This window comes from Hyunsoonleella pacifica, assembly GCF_004310335.1.
GTDB lineage: Bacteria > Bacteroidota > Bacteroidia > Flavobacteriales > Flavobacteriaceae > Jejuia > Jejuia pacifica.
On the sequence record NZ_SIRS01000005.1, the window covers coordinates 188,259 to 210,611 of the forward strand.

Consider the following 22,353-nt stretch of genomic DNA (forward strand, 5'->3'; position numbering starts at 1 on the left):
TAGCAAGATTTAATTATACCATACTGCATAGCCTTTTCGTCTTAATTCCAAGGCTAGGGTTTCTTCCATTTTTAATGCTTCAACCTTTGAAAGAATAGGATTTATGTGATTGTACAAACTTGGCCTTAAATAAGACCCATATTTTTCAACAATACTAGCCGATATTTTATACCCTTTTTTATTTCTATAACCTGTTTTATGTTGAAGAAATCGCTCTTTAGGTGTTTTGCTGGTCATACCAACATATAAACATTCCAATACGCCATTAAATTGAGGGTTAGCAGCTCTAAATTTAGCATTTTCTGAAAAAACACGCTTCTTTAGTTCTATAACATAAATACAATATTTGGTCTTAGGCATATTAAAAAACTATCACTATAATTAAGACTTAGTGTTTTCCTCATGAGCTTCTTTAATATCTTCATCCCGATATTTACAGCATGGGTGTACTTTTGCATAAGCTTCATCTGTTGCTCTTTCATTTTTAACATCATGCCCTACAGCCAATACTTGCGCTTTAATTGAAGTGGTATCCGTTTTACGTTCATCAAAAATTAATTTTAACTCATGTGTATCCACATCCCATTGCGCATATTTTACACCTTTGGTATTTAAGCATGTCTTCTCTATTCTAGCTTTGCACATACCACAAACACCATCTACCTCCATGGAAGCTTTAGCGTTTTTATTTTGTGCATAAGTTGTTGTTGCTATTAGTAATATTGCTATTGTAATAATGTTTTTCATTTTTAGTCTTTTTTATCATTCCTACGAAAGCAGGAATCTTATTTTACATTTAACTTTATCCTGAGTGAACTTCCCTCCTTTTGCGGGAATAATATACTCTATTTTATTCTATATCGTAACCCCGCATAATACATACTTCCAAAAATTGGACCATACACAAAAGTGGAATCAAAATTCTCACTAAAAGGATTATCTGCTGCTAAAATTGGATTGGACTGTCTTACGTTAGTAACATTTTCTCCACCTAAATATACCTCAAATTTAGGAGAGAACACTTTCGTTATTTGCGTGTTTAAAGTTGCTACCATTGGTGTTCGTTCTGGTAATTGAAATTCCACGGGGTTACTTGCTGTTGATGCATAGCGTTGATCTCCCAACCAATTATAAGTAACATCAAATTTCCAACGACTTCTTGCTCCTTCTTCACGATTTGTAACATACCCTAAATTAGCAAACACACGATGTTTGGGAGTTAATGATCTTTCTAATCGCCCTGCATTATAGTCTGTTTGTACATCATAAAATTTGTAAGCAGTTCTAAAGTCTAAACCTTCAAAGGCATTATAATTTAATTCTACCTGAAAGCTATTAGCAAAACTTTTTCCTTCTAGATTATAAAAATTAATTTCCTGAGGGTTTTCCCAATCTACTACAACTTGATTTGTGAAATCTGTTTTATAAAAATCTAAAGTAATATCGGCTTTTCTTCCAAAAAGATTAAATCCTTGTAAATAGGACACGCCATAATTCCAGGCAATTTCGGGATCCAAACCATAAATATTACCCCTAGAGTTTAAAATATTGATCTGTCGTGATGTTGAGAATAATTGTTGATTTTCGGTGAAAATATTAGCACTACGCTTGCCTCTTCCAAAAGATGCTCTAAATGCAGATTTACTCCAAGGTGAATATCTTAGATGTAAACGTGGAGTAATGAATGTTCCTAATAAATTATGATGATCAATACGAAATCCTGCTGTAAGATTCAGTAGCTCTAAATTATCGTAACTATACTCAAAAAATGCTCCAACTGAGTTTTCGGTTCTTGTATAATTTGTAGTATTTACCAATTCGTCATAGTCATCATACGTATAGCTTAGCCCTGTTTTTATTTTATTTCTGGAATCGCTAATTATAGAGTTATATATCGCATTTGCATATAGACTATTATGCTGAATATCATAAATGTTCAACCCAAAATAAGAATCTTGTTTATGACTGCTAAATGCTGTTTGCACTCCTAAACTTTGCCATGGTACTTCTGGATTTACATAACCAAATTTAGCCGAAACCTCATACCGTTTGGTTTTAATTTCACTGCCCCAGGCATTGGTAGTTAATTTATCTGTTTCTGGATTAAAATCTAACTGACCCGATTGTTTCTCATCATCTAAATACTTCAAATTAATAAAACTCACAAAACCTTTTTGAGTATCGGTATATTGCCAACGGTTCATAAAATTTATTTGATTAAATAATGGCATATCTAAAAACCCATCGTCATTTACATCATGCTTCTTTTGGTGTGTATTACCGTGAATGTATAATCCAGTATGCCATCTGTTACTCACTTTTGTATTGATATGGGTATTTAGTTCTAAACGTTCACTTGTTGCCCAATACAAATTCACAAATAACTTATCATCTATTGAAGGCTTTACTAACTCTGTATTAATTTGCCCTGCAATACTTTCAAACCCATTAACCACACTCCCTGCGCCTTTGGTAATTTGAATACTTTCTACCCAAGTTCCAGGAATAAAACTTAGTCCATAAGCTTGGGATGCACCTCTTATGGATGGAATATTTTCTGTTGCAATTAAAATATACGGACTTGTTAACCCTAACATCTTAATTTGCCGAGTCCCTGAAATGGCATCGGCAAAATTTACATCAATAGAGGGATTGGTTTCAAAACTTTCTGATAAATTACAGCATGCTGCTTTTAACAACTCTTCACTGCTTACCGTAATAACATTTTGTGATTTCAAATACGATTTTGCTGTGGTTTGTTTTCTTGAAGTTACAACTACTTCATCTAAATCGTCTGTAGATTTTAACCAGTGTTGTATAAATTTTGGTGTATTAATTGTGAGTGTATCTGTTTTAAAACCAACATAACTAATCACTAGTTTTCTATAGGATGGTTTATACGAAATTGTAAAATTTCCATCGATATCAGTAACTGTTCCAACTTCTGTGTTTAACCAAAACACATTAGCTCCTGCTAAACCTATATGCGTATTAGTATCGTTTGCTTCCATAACAACCCCGCTTATCTTGTCTTGCGAAAAACAAACAACTGTAAGCATCATCAATATATATACAATGCTTCTCATTTATCCATTTATTTGAATTAACATGATAATTGCCATGACAATCATGATACTATTCTCGATAAATGTGGCTTTTGTCATAGGTAATTTTAATGCGATTCCTAGGCACGCACATTGCATTGACTTTTTATCTAGTAGTGTTTTTGCTACCCCTATAGTAGTGATTCCCAAAATTACCAACGTGATAACCAAAGCTATAGGGATTTCAATTCGCATTAAAAATAGTAGCGCAAGTGCCACCTCTACAAAAGGGTATAACCATGCGTATATTGGCACTGCTTTTGCCAAAGGATCATACATCCTGAATGATTTGGGAAAGCCTTTTAAATCTAATAGCTTAAAAAAGCTAAAAACAATATAGAATAGGCCCATAAAATCTAACATAAAGCCATTAGTATCCCATGGATTTCTATTAAGTAATATAGAAGCTATTGTGATATAACCAAAAATTAAAAACAATGGAAATAATTGTTTTAATTCTGATGTGTCTTCTGTTGTAATAGCAGAAGAATTTGCAAAACTATTTTGCTCTGAAATTGAATATTTATTAGGAAGTACTTCTTGTAACTGCTGAGTTGAAATGTGTTTTGACATTTGGATAGTTGCCTCTGCAGATTCTAAATTTACCATAGCATTTTCTACTTCTGGAATTGCATTTAGCTTTTCTTCTACAGAGGTTCTGCATCCATTACAGGTCATTCCTGTAACTGTATATTTATATTTCATTTTGATTTTAATATTTGAAATAACTAATTCGTCTTTTCATTCCTGAAAAAGCAGGAATCTAAAATTCACTTACCATGTAATGGTAAGGTTCCTACTTTCGCAGGAATGACAGAATTACTTAAAAATCAAATTAAAAACACCTCATCTAAAACCTGAATGTCGTAGACAAGATTGGGAGGAGAATAGTCCTTATGAGAAATGGTTTCTTTAGGTAAACTTTTAAAACCATTGATATATGTGTATGTAAAGGCTACCAAGAATTGCTGCTGCTTAATATCTAATTCTTCAAAGGAAGCTTGTTTTAATTCATCCTGACCTTCAACTACATCAATCTCATCATCACAGCAAGACTTTTGCTGCATTACATCTGCACTTTCCATACCACAGGATTTTGCTTCAGAAAAAACCGCAACATCTATTAGAGTATCTCCACAATAATGCTTTTCTATAGTAAAAGACACAGTAGAAAACAACACTAACAATGCTAGGGTAACAGAAAATATTTTATGTAACAATTGATGTATCACATTACAAAATTACAAAAATTGAATTTTAAGTATTAGTATTTATCAAATGATTAACAAACAAACAGTAATGTTGTTGCTGTACATGATGTTTGCAGATAATGCATTAGGGATTGAACGGCATGTTTGAAATCCCCGACGTAGGAGGGATTGAGTAGTGAAAGCCCGACCCCGCTTTTTCGGGGGAATGCCCAAAAAATTAACTTTCTTTTATTTTATGATAATAAAAAGCTGGAAGTAATAGAATTAAAATTATAGGTTGAATTAAAAACCTACGGATATTAAAAAACAGATAATAGTCTTCTTGTTTTGGGTTGGATATAAAAAATAGAAAGAGTACGATTAAAACAACATAGGCAATACCAAAAATAATACTTGAAAACTTTAGGGTACTCGCATCTCTAAATATCACAAACAGTATTCCTAAAGATATAATGCTATTTAAAACATACCTTAATGTTGTAAACGCTACCAATTTAAACACCTCGCGTCTTGGACTATCTAAATACAAATAGTCGTTCTGAAAAAACGTAAGATAAGGATCGTAAAAAAGCGTGTCTTCGAAAAACCGAATTAAAATCAACAATGCAAACAACACTATTAACAATATGTATTTTAACGGTTTAGACATTGTTTTGCTTTAATTTAGAAAACCTATTTACCCAAAACACCCATAATAAAAATACCATACTATAAATTATTGCAGGAAATACTACACTGTGCAATATATCTTCATACTTTGGATAATGGTATAAACCTATTGTTAAAAGCACAATTCTTAACAGATTCACACTATAAATAAGCACACTTCCTGAGAGAATATAAAAGAATGTTGTTTTTAAATTTCCTGAGAATGCTACAACAAAGGATAAAAACAAAATAATTACACTTACCGCATTACATCCCTCAATAACACGTGCCAAGTATTTACCATTTATTAACAATTTCATAGAAGCTTCGTTAGGGTGTGGCAATATTTTAGCATCATACCCTAGTGTATCTAAAACTGCATCGCTTTGCCTTGCTACTAAATTGGTTAAATAATCGGGGTAATAGAGTGAGCCATCAGAAAATTGCAAATAAAATTTATAACACACTGAAAGTATAGTGTATACCAACAAAAATGTAAGAATAAATTTTATAACCGACTTGTATTTTACAAATAGTGCTTTCAAGTAATTATTAGTATAAACTCCGAAATTACATCTTTTTAGATACTTTTACCAAAACTTTTGAAATCATGCCTTTTAAAAATCTAAAACCACAAGTTGAGACTATTATTTCTAATACTGAAAAAACTGTTGATGAACGTTTACTAAGTGTTTGTGAATTACTGGAAACCAATATTGATTACTACAACTGGGTGGGGTTTTATTTTAGAAACGGCGATAAGGAAGAATTAAAATTAGGGCCTTATGTTGGGGCTCCTACAGACCATACAATTATTCCCTTTGGGAAAGGTATTTGCGGACAAGTTGCTGTAAGTAATGAAAACTTTGTTGTGCCTGATGTGTCTGCCCAAGACAATTACATTGCATGTAGTATTACTGTAAAGTCTGAAATTGTAATTCCAATTTTTGTAAATGGAGAAAATGTTGGGCAGATTGATATTGATTCTAACACTCCTGATCCTTTTTCTGAAGCTGACGAACGGTTTTTGGAGTTTGTTTGTAAGAAAGTCTCTGAAATACTTTCTTAAAATTCCAATTTTCAGAAACTAAATTCCAAAATTATTAGAGTGCCGTTTTGCAATTTTTGTTCTCTGTTAACAACTTCTCGCTTTCGTTAAAAAAATGCCCTCTTTTTCAAACAAATAGAGATTGCATTTCTTAAGGAAATAGCTACTTTTGCATTTTGATTTAAAACATAAACTTTTTAACCAAACCACAACAGTACTGTTCTCTTTTTCAAAGAAATAGAACTTTAAGAATCTCTAAGCAATGAGCAACGAAAAAACAATTAAATCTGCATTAATCTCGGTTTTTAGTAAAGACGGATTAGCACCAATCGTAAAAGAGTTAGACAAACAAGGTGTTACCATTTATTCTACAGGAGGTACAGAAACTTTTATTAACGATTTAGGAATTAATGTAGTACCCGTAGAGGATGTTACTTCTTATCCCTCTATTTTGGGAGGTCGTGTAAAAACATTACATCCAAAAGTATTTGGTGGTATTTTAAACCGCCAAAACCATGATGGAGATGTTGCAGAATTGGCTGAATATGAAATTCCACAAATTGATGTTGTAATTGTTGATTTATATCCTTTTGAAAAAACTGTTGCTTCTGGCGCTAGTAATCAGGACATCATTGAAAAAATAGATATTGGAGGTATTTCCTTAATACGTGCAGCAGCAAAAAATTATGCTGACGTCATTTGTATATCATCTGTTGATGATTACAATGAGTTTTTAGAATTAATTTCTATAAACAACGGTACTATCTCTGAAGAAGACAGAAAACGTTTTGCTGCAAAAGCTTTTAATGTGTCTTCACATTACGATACAGCTATCTTTAATTATTTTAATCAAAATAACAAAGAGACTGTTTTAAAGTTAAGTGAAACTAAAGGCAAGGTTTTACGCTATGGTGAAAACCCACATCAAAAAGGATTTTTCTTTGGAGATTTTGACGAACTATTCACTAAACTTCATGGTAAAGAATTGAGCTACAACAACCTTTTAGATGTTGATGCTGCAGTAAATTTAATGTTAGAATTTAAAAACGATGCGCCTACATTTGCCATCTTAAAACATAATAATGCCTGTGGTTTAGCACAACGTGATACACTTCATAAGGCGTATGTTGATGCTTTAGCCGGGGATCCTGTTTCAGCTTTTGGTGGTGTATTAATTAGCAATACTGAAATTGATGTAGCTACTGCTGAAGAAATCCATAAACTATTCTGTGAAGTAGTAATAGCACCTTCTTTTTCTCCTGAAGCTTTAGAAATACTAAAAGGAAAAAAGAATCGTATTTTATTACAAATTCATGATATAGATATGCCAAAAACAAACGTTCGTAGTTGTTTAAATGGTGTGTTGGTTCAAGATAGAAATACTATTACTGACACTGCTGAAGACTTAAAAACTGTTACTAATATTGCGCCTACTAATGCACAAATAGACGATTTATTATTCGCTTCAAAAATTTGTAAGCATACCAAATCTAATACTATTGTTTTAGCCAAAAACAAGCAATTGTGTGCAAGTGGTACCGGGCAAACTAGTCGTGTAGATGCTTTACAACAGGCTATTCATAAAGCTGGCTCTTTTAATTTTGATTTGAATGGTGCGGTAATGGCTAGTGATGCATTTTTCCCTTTCCCTGATTGTGTAGAAATTGCTGATAATGCAGGAATAAATGCTGTGATTCAGCCTGGTGGTTCTATTAAAGACCAGTTAAGTATTGATTATTGCAACGATAATGATATAGCTATGGTAATGACAGGTACGCGTCATTTTAAGCATTAAAAAGAGATAATTAATCTTATTTAAAAAGAGCACTCTTATTGAGTGCTCTTTTTTTTCGAACCTATACTAATAAATAAACTTATCCCTTAATTAAGTTTATCAATAAAAGACAATTATAAAACGTTTAGTGTGGGCATGCCTTAACCTATATATGATTCGAACTGTGATTAAACAGAGGTTAATATAACTAGTCTATAAATTAAAATGCTTAACTGAACAACTACTGCTATCATCAAAAAATAAAGTAAATAATTTGTTTTAATTTTTCCTGTTTCTTCCATATTATTTGTATCTTTCTTTCTATGCTTCTCCTTTGAACACATATACTACTTAATCCCTTTCTTATTCTGGGGTAAATATAAATGTGATACTAAACTATTTTAGAAAAAATGACATGAAACGGAAAATCTGTTGTATGAAACAAGAATAGTTTGTAATGAAATTTTTCATTTATTTTAAACAGGTTGTACAACAGTAAGAAATAGCTTTCTACCTAAGCGTTGTTAGTCTTTTTAAAAGATCTTTATAGGTTTCGCTTAAAGTTACTTTGTGGTTTCCTGAAAGCAAAATAAGGTTATCAGCAGGTATTATTTCTTCAATTTTATTAATATTCACAATGAAGTTACGGTGCGTTCTACAGAAGACATTGTTATCTAACAACTTAAGGAGTTTTGTTAGTGAAATTAAGATGACAAACTTATCTTGCTCCGATATGATGTTACAATACCTTTCTTCCACTTCAATACAAATAATATCTTTTGTATACACCTTTTTAAGTGATTTTCCTTTTTTTATGAAGAGATATTCGTTACTTATAATGGTATCTTCAGCCTCACTTAAGAATACATCTGGCTGTTTATAAAATTTTTCTACTGCCATTTCTAAAGCATACAAAATCTCTAGCTCATTAAACGGCTTTATTAAAAAACTAAAAGGCTGAGTAAGTTTGGCGCGTTCAAATATAGCCCTATCTGTACTGCTCGTTAAAAAAACAAAAGGTATTGATGCGTTTGGTGTTGCATTTATGGTTTCTGCAAATGTGATACCCTCAGGGTTTCCATTTAAAAAAATATCTACTACTGCTATATCGACAGAATTACTATGAAACATTTGTAGTGCATCCGAAAATGTAGTGGCCACACCTACAATATTATAATTATAGGATTTTAATGTTGTAACAAGCGCATTACTTTCGGCAGGTGTATCTTCAATTATTAAGACATTTACCTTATGCATTTGGTGTAGTTTTTGGTAAAGATACGACCATTTTAGTTCCTTTTCCTAATGTGCTTTCTATTGTAAACTTACTATTATTCTTTTTGATGTAAGATTTGCAAAGTTGTAACCCTAAACCTGTACCAATAGTGCCTTCATGTTCTTTTTTAGCAAGTGTCCCTGTATCCTTTTGTAAGGTTTCGAGTGTAGTTTTACTCATACCTAAACCACTATCCTCTACAATTAAATTACAATAGATGCCATTTGGATGTTCTGTATAAATCTTAATACTATCGTTTGCTTCAGAAAACTTTATAGCATTATCCAGTAAGTTTCGCAATACTATTTTAAGTGATTCTTGATCAGCAAACACTTTATCTGTTTTTAAAATTGACATAGAAAAATCAATACCTTTATCTTCCATTATGGCTTTGTAATTATATGCTACTTGCTCTACTATAAAAAACAAGCGTAATGACTCTATATGAAAATAGGATTGTTTAGTTTGTAATAGCGCCCAATGCAATAAATTATCTAACAAGTTATAGGCACCATTTACAATACTACTATTGTTTTGCAGAGCATCTTTAATAGTATCTAAGTTTTTAGTTCCTATATCATCTAACAACTTAGTATTACTCATTTTCAAAGCATTTACTGAGGATCTTAAATCATGACTTACAATTGAAAATAGTTTATCTTTTGCAACATTAAGCTCATCTAAACGGGCCTTTTGAGCAAGAATAATTTTATTAGTTTTATTTTTTTCCTTGTAAAAGTAAAAGGTAACGCCTAACAAAATTAGAAGTGTTACTGCAGAATATAGCAAACTATTGCGTTCCTTGACTTTTGCTTTATTTTCGGCCTCTAACAAGTTCACTTCCTGTTGTTTTTGTTTAACGGCAAATTCCTTTTCAATTTGAGCTACTTCATATATTTTATTTTGATCATTTAAAGAATCTTTCCATTGTTCGTATTCTTTTCTATAAACTAGGGCTTTTTGAAAGTTTTTTCGATTTTCTTCAACTACTGCCATATTCATGGATGTCAACAGTTTTTCATTAAAAGCTTTAATATTTTTAGAAAGACGGTATGCCTTTTCAAAATATGGAATCGCCATGTCGTCTTTATATTGCTCGTAATATAAATTAGCAATATTACCATATGTTAGTATTAAAGCCAAGGTATCTTTTTTTAGCTCCCTGTCTTTTGCACTTTGTAACAAATAAGGCTCTGCTTTATTAAAGTTTTTTAGGTGCAAATAGCATAATCCAATATTTTCGAGTATATCTCCCTTTCTTATAAAAAAATTATTATTAACATCCTTGGGCGATCCTATTAATTCCTTAAAATAAGATATAGCTTTTTCAAATTCATGTTGCTCCAAAGCAATCTGCCCCAAACGCATTTTAACTAATGGATAATACTCAAATTTAGGAGATATTAGTTTAAATTCTCTTTCAGCTTCTTGATATATGCTTTTGCTTAGAAAACTAAACCCTCTAAAGTAATGGCTATAATCAGTTAAATCAATATTTTGCTTAGCTGTATTAAGATAGCGCATGGCGTATACCAATGTAGAATCCCATTCCTCTTCTACAAAAAAAGATGCGGACTTATAAAAGTCTACATCAGATTTATGTTGATTTGCCTTTTTTAGAATTTCAGAACGAAATACATCATTTTGAGTTACTTCTTGAGAAGATAAATAATATCTAAAAAGCAGAAATAGAAGTAATATGCTAAACTTTATGATTCTATTCATAATGAGAGATCAAAAGACAAATATATTTAAAAAAAAACCGCAAGGTTCACTTGCGGTTTTTGTTTCTTTAATAATGAGAGTCTTATTTTCCTTGTACTCCCGTAACTGTTCCTCTAGATGTAACTGGATCACTATCCCATAAAAAGGTTTCTATTTGTACTAAATCAGACGGAGGGTTTTCAACTACAAAATCCACACGATATGCATTAAAAGTTTGGTAACTCTGCTCTGGTGCATCGTAAATAATGAAAAAGTCCAATTGTGTCTCACCAGAATCAGAAATAACAGATTCCTGATTTACAGCAGATAAGTTTGGCGTTTCAGAAGACGCTACAAATACTACTGCACTTACTTGTAAATTCCCCTCAGGGCTAAAACTAACTTGCACAAGCGGTGCTAAAGGTTTTAAACTTGATGAATTATAATCAAATTCAATTTGAGAATTTAAATTTGTGATGCTTATCAAGTTTTGGTTAATAGGTTGTCCTGGTGGTGTAGTTACACTTAAAATTGATGTACTCATGATAAATTGGGGGTTTTAAGTTAATGATTGTAATTATTTTTTGTTTGAAAAATCATCCAATAGTATAAAATAAATCGATTAAATACAAATAAATAGGTTTAAATACTTATTTAAATAAAAAAAAAGAGCATCCGTAAATGCTCTTTTAAATTATATAATTATGATTATTTTAATTTTTAACTACTCTTTTTGTTATACTACTTCCAGAATCCTCATCGGTAATATTTAAAAAATATGTACCGTTAGAAAGCTGACTTAAATCTAACGTCATTCTATTACTTGAGGGTGTAGAAGTCCCTATATGCTGTTTTCCTAAAATATCAAAAACTTTAATATTTAAATTCAGACTATTGTTTCCTTTATAACTAATGGTAACAGAGGAATGAGTAGGGTTTGGATATAACGACACATTAAAATTAGTTTCAAAATCGTTTGTTGATAGTGAGCTACAATCCGTTCCTGTTAATCGTGTTACAGAAATAGCATTTGAAAGATCAAAACATCCACTCAAATCAGACACATAAGTCGCACTTCCTAAACCAATATCTCCTGTGTATCTTAAATACCAGATGTCACATACACCTGTTGGGGCACCCTCTAAACTAAATCCGCCTGCTGGCTGTGTCGCTGGAGTGCCTAAAATCTCTCCCGTGGCTTGATCCGTGATTACCCATGTAGCACTATCGCCTGAACGTGCTACCGAATCATCAAACTCTACAGCTATTAAATCATCGGTACCCTCGCCTACGCAGATCTCTGCCGTGGTATCTGTAGTACCTGAGATTTGGATAGCCCCACCATTTACTGCATTTCTTGATACTGATATTGGGTTAGATAGATCGAAACAGCCACTTAAGTCTGCAACATTCGTTGCGCTACCTAAGCCTATATCCCCTGTATATCTTAAATACCAGATGTCACATACACCTGTTGAGGCACCCTCTAAACTAAAACCGCCTGCTGGTTGTGTAGCTGGAGCACCTAAAATCTCTCCTGTGGCTTGGTCTGTAATTACCCATGTGGCACTATCACCTGAACGTGCTACCGAATCGTCAAACTCTACAGCTATCAAATCATCAGTGCCTTCTCCCACGCAGATCTCTGCCGTGGTATCTGTAGTACCTGCGATTTGGATAGCCCCACCATTTACTGCATTTCTTGATACTGATATTGGGTTGGACAGATCGAAACAGCCAATTAAGTCTGCAACATTCGTTGCGCTGCCTAAACCTATATCGCCTGTATATCTCAAGTACCAGATATCGCAGATTCCTGTTGGTGCGCCTTCTAAACTAAAACCTCCAGCTGGCTGTGTTGCTGGGGCTCCCAAAATATCTCCTGTGGCTTGATCCGTGATTACCCATGTAGCATTATCTCCTGAACGGGCTACCGAATCATCAAACTCTACGGCTATTAAATCATCGGTACCTTCTCCCACACAGATCTCTGCCGTGGTATCTGTAGTGCCTGCAATTTGTATCGCTCCACCGTTTACTGCATTTCTTGATACTGATATTGGGTTGGACAGATCGAAACAGCCACTTAAGTCTGCAACATTCGTTGCGCTACCTAAGCCTATATCCCCTGTATATCTTAAATACCAAATATCACAGATTCCTGTTGGTGCGCCCTCTAAACTAAACCCACCTGCTGGTTGTGTAGCTGGAGCACCTAAAATCTCTCCTGTGGCTTGATCCGTGATTACCCATGTAGCACTATCGCCTGAACGTGCTACCGAATCGTCAAACTCTACAGCTATCAAATCATCAGTGCCTTCTCCCACGCAGATCTCTGCCGTGGTATCTGTAGTACCTGCGATTTGGATAGCCCCACCATTTACTGCATTTCTTGATACTGATATTGGGTTGGACAGATCGAAACAGCCAATTAAGTCTGCAACATTCGTTGCGCTGCCTAAACCTATATCGCCTGTATATCTCAAGTACCAGATATCGCAGATTCCTGTTGGTGCGCCTTCTAAACTAAAACCTCCAGCTGGCTGTGTTGCTGGGGCTCCCAAAATATCTCCTGTGGCTTGATCCGTGATTACCCATGTTGATGATGCACCACTTAGCACTCCGGCATCTACAAACTCTACTTCTATTCCATCTACTACACCTTCGCCTACACAAATCTCGGCTGTAGTGTCTGTAGTTCCAGCGATTTGAATCGCTCCGCCTTCAGCATTACATGCACTCCACGAAGCGGCAGATCCACCGGTTATAGTAGTATAAGGTACATTACCAGAAACAAAATTACTTGCATTATCCCATCTACCAGCAGTTACTGCCTGTGAAACTCGAGGCTGACTACCAGCACCCCACTGTACATAATCAATTAAATCAGTAGGGTTTGATGAACCAAAGTTACTATTACTAAATAAACTTAAACCATCCATGGCATCGTCCATGGTGTATGATAAAGTTACAGTTGCTCCTGCAGCTAACATAGCGCTACCACTTATTGGGGTTAGTGATCCTATTGAAACATAAGTACTGGGACCTAAGCACAATTGATAACCTGTTAGATCTACTAACATAGATCCTGGATTTGTAATAGTTAAAACATCTGATGTTGGGTCTACGTTAGTAAACCTAACATCTTGTGCATTTGCATGAAATAATACGCTTAAAAAGCATATCATCAAAAAGCACGTTTTCATAAATTTCCACACGGGTAATTCTTTTTTCATCTTTTGATTTTTTATTTGTTAATTATTGATTGATAAAACTAACAACCAACAATGATTCAAAATGTTAGCTATCTTACATTTTGAAAATTCAAATGTTAAAATTGACTTTTCTCAGTAAAAAGAGTAATGTATCACTTAGACAAAGCGTATCAATTAGGGAGATATTTTCGATTTTAAATATTTTGATATACTATTAAACTTAAATATTTATGAACTTTTATTACTTTTACGGGATTCGTTTTTAAACCACTTTAAACTTCTAATATCATATGGGATTTTTTGACTTCTTAACCGAAGACATAGCTATTGATTTAGGTACTGCTAATACCTTGATTATTCATAACGACAAAGTAGTTGTGGATGCGCCTTCTATTGTAGCCAGAGACAGGGTTAACAATAAAATTATTGCTGTAGGACAGGAAGCGAGTTTAATGCAAGGAAAAACCCATGAAAACATTAAAACCATTCGTCCTTTAAAAGATGGTGTAATTGCAGACTTTGATGCCTCAGAGCAAATGATAAGTATGTTTATTAAAAACATACCTGCATTAAAAAAGAAATTTTTCACTCCAGCTTTACGCATGGTAATTTGTATTCCTTCTGGAATTACTGAAGTGGAGATGCGTGCTGTAAAAGAAAGTGCTGAACGTGTAAATGGTAAAGAAGTATATTTAATTCACGAGCCTATGGCTGCTGCTATAGGTATTGGTGTAGATATCATGCAACCCAAAGGAAATATGGTAGTTGATATAGGTGGTGGTACTACTGAAATTGCTGTTATTGCACTTGGGGGTATAGTTTGTGATAAATCGGTAAAAATTGCAGGAGATGTGTTTACCAATGATATTGTATACTACATGAGAACTCAGCATAATTTATATGTTGGAGAACGTACTGCTGAAAAAATTAAAATACAAATTGGTGCTGCAACCGAAGATTTAGAATTACCTCCAGAAGATATGAGTGTTCAAGGACGCGACTTATTGACTGGAAAACCAAAACAAGTTTCAATTTCGTTTAGAGAAATTGCAAAAGCACTTGATAAATCAATTTTGAGAATTGAAGATGCAGTAATGGAAACTTTAGGACAAACACCTCCTGAATTAGCCGCAGACATATACAATACAGGTATTTATTTAGCTGGTGGAGGATCCATGCTACGTGGTTTAGATAAACGATTATCGCAAAAAACAGATTTACCTGTTTATATTGCCGAAGACCCTTTACGAGCTGTTGTTAGAGGTACAGGTATTACACTTAAAAACTTACCTAAATATAAAAGTGTATTGATAAAGTAAGCCCTTTTTAAAAATGCTGTAATATGTTTAAGGACGTTATTTTAAAATCCACAAATGCATCTTATGCGTTAGGGATTGCAGCGGCATCCTTTTTTGCATTTTGTAGCAAAAAAGATATAGTGAAAAGCCCGACCACGCCAAAGCGTGGTAACGTCCAAAATACAACCATTAACAATTAGGTTAATAAACCATGCAACAGATTATAAACTTTATAATACGGAACAAAAACTTTTTATTGTTCTTATTGCTTTTTGGTATTGGTCTTATTTTCACAATTCAATCTCACTCTTATCATAAAAGTAGGTTTGTTAATTCTGCTAATTTTTTAAGTGGCGGTGTTTATAATTCAGTAAACAATATTAGTTCTTATTTTGACTTAAGAGCTCAAAATCAATTATTAGCTGAAGAGAATAAACGCTTAAATGAATTATTATTCAATAGTAAAACGGATAATGATTCTACAACAGAGCATATTCCTAATACGCTAAATTACGCCTATACTGCAGCTAATGTTATTCGTAATAATTACAGTTTAACCAATAATTTTTTATTAGTAAATAGAGGCAAAAACGATAGTATTAATGAAGACTTTGGTGTAATTTCTACATTAGGTATTGTTGGGATTATAGATGGTGTTTCCAACAATTACGCGAGGGTAATTTCCATCTTAAATTCTAAAAGCAGTATTAGCGTTACTCTTAAAAAATCAGGACATATTGGTTCTTTAACATGGAATGGTAATTCTCCAAATATTATTCAACTTATTGATGTTGAAAAAATAGCACCTGTTTCAGTAGGCGATACCATTGTTACTTCAGGACAATCCCTAATTTTTCCTAAAAACATACCTGTTGGAACTGTATTAAATTCTAAGCTAGACGCCACTGAAAACTTCTATGAGATAGATGTGAAATTATTTAACGACATGACTAGTATTGAGCATGTTTATATTATTAAAAACACCAATAAAAAAGAGATTGAAACTTTACTAGAAAACACCAATGAATAGTATTATAACTGGACAAAGTATTAGGTTTATTTTACTTGTATTATTTCAGGTAATACTGTTTAATCACATTAATTTTTTAGGTTATATCAATCCATACATTTATATCATCTTTATTATTTTCTATCCTATAAAAAATAACCGTTTGTTATTTCTATTTCTTGCTTTTTTAATAGGATTAACGGTTGATATGTTTTCGGATTCAGGTGGTATTCATGCCTCTGCTTCTGTTTTTATTGCTTATGCAAGACCCGCCTTTTTGAAGTTCTCATTTGGTACTATGTATGAGCATAATAATGTTAAGTTTGATAATACGGACTTTGGAGCAAAACTTACTTATATAGCTCTATTAGCTTTATTACATCACATTATTTTATTTTCCTTAGAAATATTTAGTATTTCTAGGATACTAATGGTATTTCAAAAAACGTTATTCTCAGGTATATTTACTATTTTAATGATTACGTTAATTTCAATCATTTTTAGTCGAAAAAACTAATGAGGCAATTTTTACTTTTCTTATTGGTTATTCTATGTGGCTTTACCTTTATTGGTAGGTTATTTTACCTGCAAATTTATAAAGGACGGTCAAATAGTTTACATGATGACAATGCCATACGAAAAGTTTGGGATTATCCTAAACGCGGTTTTGTTTATGACAGAAATGGAAAACTTCTAGTTGGCAACCAACCTTCTTATGATGTTATGGTTATACCTAGAGAAGTTGGAGAATTTGATATCGATGAATTTTGTAAGCTTTTAAAAATATCACGAGAAACTTACGATAAAAAACTAGACCGCGCTAAACGCTACTCTCCCAGACTAGCTTCTCCTTTTGTCCCGCAACTTTCTAAGCAAGATTACGCAGTACTTCAAGAAAAAATGCGAAAGTTTGAAGGTTTTTATATTCAAAAAAGACCTTTAAGAAAATATGAAACCACTATTGGAGCTAACGTACTAGGAGATATTGGAGAAGTAAACAACAGAGATATAAAGAACGATCCTTACTACCAAATGGGAGATTTAAAAGGAAAAAATGGAGTAGAAGCATCTTACGAAAAAACCTTGAGAGGCGTTAAAGGTATTAAGCGTATTTTAAGAGACAGATTTAACAAAGATATTGGTCCATACAAAGATGGTAAGTTTGATTCCCTGCCAGAACAGGGCAAAGACATAACCATAACTATTGATGCAAACTTACAAGCTTATGGCGAACTGCTAATGGAAAACAAACGTGGTGGTGTAATTGCCCTTGAGCCCTCTTCCGGAGAAATTTTAGCCATGGTAGCTGCACCTACTTACGATCCTAATATCCTAGTGGGTAGAGAGCGTTCAAAAAACTTTACTAAGTTATTACGTGACAAAATTGCTAATCCATTATTTAATAGAAGTATTCAGGGCGTTTACGCACCGGGTTCGCCTTTTAAACTTATGAATGCTTTAATTGCTTTGCAAGAAGATGTTATTACGCCAGATGAAAAAATCACATGTTATGCTGGCTACAAATATGGCAACCGCTTTATGAAATGTCACTGTTATAGAGGAAGACGTAATAATATGATTACTGGCATACAAGAATCTTGCAATGCATACTTTGCAACGACTTATAGACGTATTTTAGACAAATCTGGTAATGCATCTGTAGGTATTGATACTTGGAGCAAACATGCACAAAGTTTTGGGCTTGGTAATTTTTTAAATAATGATTTATATGTAGGCCAAAAAGGACGTATACCAGATAGGGCGTATTATAAACACGTATACCCAAAAACATTTTATTCAACATATACTATCTCTAATGCTATAGGACAAGGAGAAGTAGTTACTACCCCCATACAACTAGCTAATATGACCTGCGCCATTGCCAACAGAGGGTATTATTACACACCACATATTATTAAAAATATTGAGGATGAGACACTGCCAGATAATTTTACAAAGCCAAAATATACTACGATAGACAAAACTCATTTTGAACCCATAATTGAGGGGATGCATGCTGTTTACAAAAACGGAACAGCAAAATTCTTAAACATTAAAGGTATTGACATTTGTGGTAAGACTGGTACAGTAGAAAACTTTGCGATTATCGATAGTGTAAGAACACAACTAACCGACCATTCCATTTTTGTTGCTTTTGCTCCTAAGGAAAATCCCAAGATTGCCATTGCTGTTTTTGTTGAAAATGGTTATTGGGGTAGCCGTTTTGCTGGGAAAGTAGCAAGTTTAATGATTGAAAAACATATTAAAGGACAGATAACGAGAACAGATTTGGAAGAGTGGCTTTTAAAGCATTCATTAGAAAACGAATATGCTAAACCTTATTCAGGAATTCCTTTTAATATTAATGGTAAAACGCAATTGCAAATTATTGAAGAACCAGAGTACTACCGTTTAAAACGTAAGTTAAACCAACTTAACACTACTGCCAACTAATGGTTAGAGAATCAAATAGATATTTTAAATTCGATTGGGTTACTATTATTATTTTTTTACTTTTAGTAGGATTTGGTTGGCTTAACATTTTATCAGCTTCGCATACGGGAACAGATATTAATTATTTTGATTTCACGAAACCCTTTGCTAAACAATTAGCATTTATTTGCTTAACTCTAATATTAATAGTATTGCTCTTAGCTATAGATGCCAAGTTCTATGAACGCTTTGCAAGTATTTTTTATATTATCTCAATGTTATCTCTTGTTGGGCTTTTTCTTTTTGGAAAAAATGTAAATGGTGCTACCTCATGGTACGCTATAGGAAGTTTTACCCTTCAACCTAGTGAATTTGCCAAAGCCGCTACTGCTCTTGCTGTTGCTAAATATATAAGTGATTTAAACACAGATATAAACACACTAAAAGACCAACTTCGTACGTTCCTTATTATACTTATTCCTGCCATTTTAGTTTTGTTACAAAATGATACTGGGAGTACTGTAGTTTATGGTGCTTTCTTTTTTGTATTATACCGTGAAGGTTTACCAAAAACATACCTTATCATTGGTGGTTTGATAGTACTACTCTCTATACTTGCTCTTAAATTTGGTGCATTAGTTACTACTGTTATAGCTACTTTAGTAATGTTATTTCTATATTTTTTTAGCAAACGTAAAGTTTCAATACTTCAAAGTGTATTTGTAATCATTATAAGTGCTTCCTTAAGTTTTGGCTTACAATTTTTTTACAAAAGTATATTAAAGTCACATCAACAAGATAGAATTAGCTTATGGTTAGGCTTAGAAAAAGACCCCGAAAAACTAGAGGCTATGAAACGTACATTTGCCTACAACCTCAACGAATCTGAAAAAGCCATAAGTTCTGGAGGTTTTACAGGTAAAGGTTTTATGGAAGGTACTCGTACTACTGGTAAGTTTGTACCAGAGCAACATACCGATTATATTTTTAGTACCGTAGGCGAGGAATGGGGCTTTTTGGGCACCACCCTTGTTGTGATACTTTTTGTACTACTTATACTAAGAGTTTTGCATTTAGCCGAACTTCAAAAATCACAGTTTAGCCGTGTATATGGTTATGGTGTTGCTTCTATCATTTTTATGCATTTTATGATTAATATTGGTATGGTTATGGGATTAATTCCAACTATAGGTATTCCTCTACCAATGTTTAGTTATGGTGGGTCCGGTTTATGGGCATTCACTATTTTACTATTTATTTTTATTAAATTGGATTCTAATCGGATTAACGAATGGTAGATAACTCGTATTTAATCAACTTATCCAAATGAAAAAAATTATATTTTTTGCATTTAGTATTCTTTTAATTTCTGGTTGTTCTAGCTCTAAATATCTAAAATCCTTTTCTTTTTCATCAGAAGAAAAACAGCTTATTACAAATGGAGATAGTTTAGCGCCAATGCGCGTGTATAAAATATCTAGCACAACAGACTCTTTAGTATTGCGAACTAAAAGCACATATATTAAACCAGACCCCGAAAATATCGTACTTAAAAAATTCGTTAAGCGTTTGTACACCACAGTAAGAGATAGTATGTCTATGGGTGTTGGTATTGCAGCACCGCAAGTTGGTATTTTAAAAAACATTATTTGGGTGCAACGTTTGGATAAGGAGGGTTTACCTTTTGAAGTTTACCTAAACCCCAAAATCATTAATTATTCTACAACAACACAAACGGTAAGGGAAGGATGTCTTTCCATCCCTGATAGGAGCGAAACCCTTAGCAGTCGGTCAGAGAAAATTATCATTGAGTATGATACGATGCAAGGGCAATATAAATCTGAAACCGTTGAGGGATTTACTGCAGTTATTTTTCAACATGAAATCGATCACCTTAATGGGATTTTATATCTAGACCATCTGCAGAAAGAATTAAAAAACTAAAACATACATTCCTATATCGAGGTTTTACCTTCGTTATTATTTGAGGTAATATATAGATTCCTGAGGCAGTTTTTAGCAAAGAGAAATATAAGGAACCAAAATAAAACACCCTTATTTTACGAAATCTTTATTTAATACTCATCTAAACACTTATTTTAATAATTTATATTCATCGCAATAGCATTATTCATGAATATTATTTATCTTTTTTTAAATTTTATTGAAAGACTCTCAAAAACAAAGTATGCAAAATTCATCACTTTTTTCTTCTTATGATTTTTTAAAAGATACTTGGGATGAAATGTTTACCACTAACCAAAAATTGCGCGAACAGTATAATACAATTACTAGTTATTTAAGTAACACATCGGAAGATGAACTGACTAAAAAAGAGGATCTTTCCAAACAACTCTTTATGAACCAAGGTGTTACCTTTACTGTTTACAATGATGAAAAAGGTATTGAGAAAATTTTTCCTTTCGATATTTTACCAAGAATCCTAACCTACAAAGAATGGGAAAAAATTGAAACTGGTATCAAACAACGTATAACCGCTTTAAACCTATTTTTAAAGGATATTTATCATGACCAATATATTTTAAAAGACGGCATAATACCTGTTGATTTGGTGTATTCGTGCCCATATTTTTTACGCGAAATGAAGGGAGTTACACCACCACATGATATTTATGTTCACATTACCGGTGTAGATTTAATAAGAAATAACGACGGCGAATTTTATGTTCTCGAAGATAATTTAAGAACCCCCTCTGGTGTAAGCTATATGTTAGAGAATAGAGAAATTTCTAAACGTATCTTCCCAGGTATTTTACCAAAATGTAACGTTCTTACAGTATCTAACTACCCAAACATACTGTACAAAAAATTAAAAGCTTGTAGTAATCAACCCGACCCGAATGTAGTTTTATTAACTCCTGGAATATACAATTCGGCTTATTACGAGCATACTACACTAGCACGTTTAATGGGCATAGAACTCGTTGAAGGTTCCGATCTAGTGGTTAAAGATCATACAGTTTTTATGAAAACCACATTTGGGTTAAAGCGTATTGATGTGATATACAGACGTGTTGATGACGATTATTTAGATCCATTAGAATTTAATGCCAACAGTATCTTAGGCGTAGCTGGTATTATGTCTGCTTACAGAAAAGGCAACGTTACCATAGTTAATGCACCGGGAACAGGAATAGCAGACGATAAAGCGGTTTATACATTTGTTCCTGATATGATTCGCTACTATTTGAATGAAGAGCCTATTTTAAAGAATATTGAAACTTACCAATTGGGGAAACCTGAAGATTTAGAATATGTAAAAAATAATATTTCTAAAATGGTAATCAAAAAAACAGATGGTAGTGGCGGGTATGGCATGCTTATGGGGCACGAAGCCAATAAAAAAGATATCGAAGCTTATTTTAAAACCGTAGATAAAAACCCTGCTGCATATATAGCCCAACCCATCTTAAAACTTTCTACTGCTCCCTGTTTTATAGATGGAAAATTATCGCCTAGGTGTGTAGATTTAAGGCCATTTGCCATCTATGGTCCAGATGGAATTGAAATATGCCCCGGTGGCCTAACACGTGTTGCATTAAAAAAAGGTTCATTAGTTGTAAATAGTTCTCAAGGTGGAGGCAGTAAAGACACATGGGTAATAAAATAAAT

At 33.2% G+C, this 22,353-nt stretch carries 21 protein-coding genes; 10 read left to right on the forward strand and 11 right to left on the reverse strand.

Going from position 1 to position 22,353, the window contains the following annotated elements; all coding sequences use genetic code 11:
- Positions 1–9 precede the first annotated feature (9 nt).
- From EYD46_RS12835 to xrtF, 7 genes are all read right to left on the reverse strand, one after another.
- The gene (locus EYD46_RS12835; protein ID WP_130937575.1) at positions 10–360 is read right to left on the reverse strand and encodes a ribose-5-phosphate isomerase; all 351 of its coding nucleotides are present in this window, start codon (positions 358–360) and stop codon (positions 10–12) included.
- 21 nt (positions 361–381) lie between these two features.
- The gene (locus tag EYD46_RS12840; RefSeq protein ID WP_130937576.1) at positions 382–747 is read right to left on the reverse strand and encodes a heavy-metal-associated domain-containing protein; all 366 of its coding nucleotides are present in this window, start codon (positions 745–747) and stop codon (positions 382–384) included.
- Between the two features lie 98 nt (positions 748–845).
- Entirely contained in the window at positions 846–3,086 is a 2,241-nt protein-coding gene (locus EYD46_RS12845; protein WP_130937577.1) for a TonB-dependent receptor, read from the reverse strand.
- Positions 3,087–3,809: a heavy metal translocating P-type ATPase gene (locus tag EYD46_RS12850; RefSeq protein WP_130937578.1), complete on the reverse strand. Its 723-nt coding sequence runs from the start codon at positions 3,807–3,809 to the stop codon at positions 3,087–3,089. It lies immediately after the preceding gene.
- A gap of 125 nt (positions 3,810–3,934) precedes the next feature.
- Positions 3,935–4,336: an HYC_CC_PP family protein gene (locus EYD46_RS12855; protein ID WP_174719904.1), complete on the reverse strand. Its 402-nt coding sequence runs from the start codon at positions 4,334–4,336 to the stop codon at positions 3,935–3,937.
- Between the two features lie 196 nt (positions 4,337–4,532).
- Positions 4,533–4,964: an exosortase F system-associated membrane protein gene (locus EYD46_RS12860; RefSeq protein ID WP_130937579.1), complete on the reverse strand. Its 432-nt coding sequence runs from the start codon at positions 4,962–4,964 to the stop codon at positions 4,533–4,535.
- The gene (gene xrtF, locus EYD46_RS12865; RefSeq protein WP_130937580.1) at positions 4,957–5,508 is read right to left on the reverse strand and encodes an exosortase family protein XrtF; all 552 of its coding nucleotides are present in this window, start codon (positions 5,506–5,508) and stop codon (positions 4,957–4,959) included. Before xrtF ends, EYD46_RS12860 begins: the two co-directional genes overlap by 8 nt.
- A gap of 65 nt (positions 5,509–5,573) precedes the next feature.
- Between xrtF and EYD46_RS12870 the strand changes: the two genes are divergently transcribed.
- Both EYD46_RS12870 and purH read left to right on the forward strand, forming a co-directional pair.
- A complete protein-coding gene (locus EYD46_RS12870) occupies positions 5,574–6,032 on the forward strand; it encodes a GAF domain-containing protein (RefSeq protein WP_130937581.1) in 459 nt (152 codons plus the stop codon).
- 241 nt (positions 6,033–6,273) lie between these two features.
- The gene (purH, locus tag EYD46_RS12875; protein WP_130937582.1) at positions 6,274–7,806 is read left to right on the forward strand and encodes a bifunctional phosphoribosylaminoimidazolecarboxamide formyltransferase/IMP cyclohydrolase; all 1,533 of its coding nucleotides are present in this window, start codon (positions 6,274–6,276) and stop codon (positions 7,804–7,806) included.
- A 489-nt stretch (positions 7,807–8,295) separates the two neighbouring features.
- On the opposite strand, the gene EYD46_RS12880 is transcribed toward purH, so the two are convergent.
- The 4 genes from EYD46_RS12880 to EYD46_RS12895 all read right to left on the reverse strand — a co-directional run bounded on the left by EYD46_RS12880 (position 8,296) and on the right by EYD46_RS12895 (position 14,001).
- Positions 8,296–9,042, reverse strand: coding sequence for a LytR/AlgR family response regulator transcription factor (locus tag EYD46_RS12880; protein WP_130937583.1), 747 nt, complete (start codon positions 9,040–9,042; stop codon positions 8,296–8,298).
- On the reverse strand, positions 9,035–10,786 hold the full coding sequence (locus tag EYD46_RS12885; protein WP_130937584.1) for a tetratricopeptide repeat-containing sensor histidine kinase: 1,752 nt from the start codon (positions 10,784–10,786) through the stop codon (positions 9,035–9,037). The genes EYD46_RS12880 and EYD46_RS12885 overlap by 8 nt, the downstream gene beginning before the upstream one ends.
- 82 nt (positions 10,787–10,868) lie before the next feature.
- On the reverse strand, positions 10,869–11,309 hold the full coding sequence (locus EYD46_RS12890; RefSeq protein ID WP_130937585.1) for a hypothetical protein: 441 nt from the start codon (positions 11,307–11,309) through the stop codon (positions 10,869–10,871).
- 169 nt (positions 11,310–11,478) lie between these two features.
- The gene (locus tag EYD46_RS12895; protein ID WP_130937586.1) at positions 11,479–14,001 is read right to left on the reverse strand and encodes a T9SS type A sorting domain-containing protein; all 2,523 of its coding nucleotides are present in this window, start codon (positions 13,999–14,001) and stop codon (positions 11,479–11,481) included.
- A gap of 269 nt (positions 14,002–14,270) precedes the next feature.
- Here EYD46_RS12895 and EYD46_RS12900 point away from each other — a divergent pair, with 269 nt between their 5' ends.
- From EYD46_RS12900 to EYD46_RS12930, 8 genes are all read left to right on the forward strand, one after another.
- A complete protein-coding gene (locus EYD46_RS12900; RefSeq protein ID WP_130937587.1) occupies positions 14,271–15,299 on the forward strand; it encodes a rod shape-determining protein in 1,029 nt (342 codons plus the stop codon).
- A 23-nt stretch (positions 15,300–15,322) separates the two neighbouring features.
- Positions 15,323–15,478, forward strand: coding sequence for a hypothetical protein (locus tag EYD46_RS17795; protein WP_165454384.1), 156 nt, complete (start codon positions 15,323–15,325; stop codon positions 15,476–15,478).
- An 11-nt stretch (positions 15,479–15,489) separates the two neighbouring features.
- Positions 15,490–16,308, forward strand: coding sequence for a rod shape-determining protein MreC (mreC, locus tag EYD46_RS12905; protein WP_130937588.1), 819 nt, complete (start codon positions 15,490–15,492; stop codon positions 16,306–16,308).
- The gene (locus EYD46_RS12910) at positions 16,301–16,804 is read left to right on the forward strand and encodes a rod shape-determining protein MreD (RefSeq protein WP_130937589.1); all 504 of its coding nucleotides are present in this window, start codon (positions 16,301–16,303) and stop codon (positions 16,802–16,804) included. Before mreC ends, EYD46_RS12910 begins: the two co-directional genes overlap by 8 nt.
- On the forward strand, positions 16,804–18,741 hold the full coding sequence (gene mrdA / locus EYD46_RS12915; RefSeq protein WP_130937590.1) for a penicillin-binding protein 2: 1,938 nt from the start codon (positions 16,804–16,806) through the stop codon (positions 18,739–18,741). Before EYD46_RS12910 ends, mrdA begins: the two co-directional genes overlap by 1 nt.
- Entirely contained in the window at positions 18,741–20,018 is a 1,278-nt protein-coding gene (rodA, locus tag EYD46_RS12920; protein ID WP_130937591.1) for a rod shape-determining protein RodA, read from the forward strand. Before mrdA ends, rodA begins: the two co-directional genes overlap by 1 nt.
- Before the next feature lie 28 nt (positions 20,019–20,046).
- Entirely contained in the window at positions 20,047–20,664 is a 618-nt protein-coding gene (gene def, locus EYD46_RS12925) for a peptide deformylase (RefSeq protein ID WP_130937592.1), read from the forward strand.
- A gap of 244 nt (positions 20,665–20,908) precedes the next feature.
- A complete protein-coding gene (locus EYD46_RS12930) occupies positions 20,909–22,351 on the forward strand; it encodes a circularly permuted type 2 ATP-grasp protein (protein WP_130937593.1) in 1,443 nt (480 codons plus the stop codon).
- The last annotated feature ends 2 nt before the right edge of the window (positions 22,352–22,353 follow it).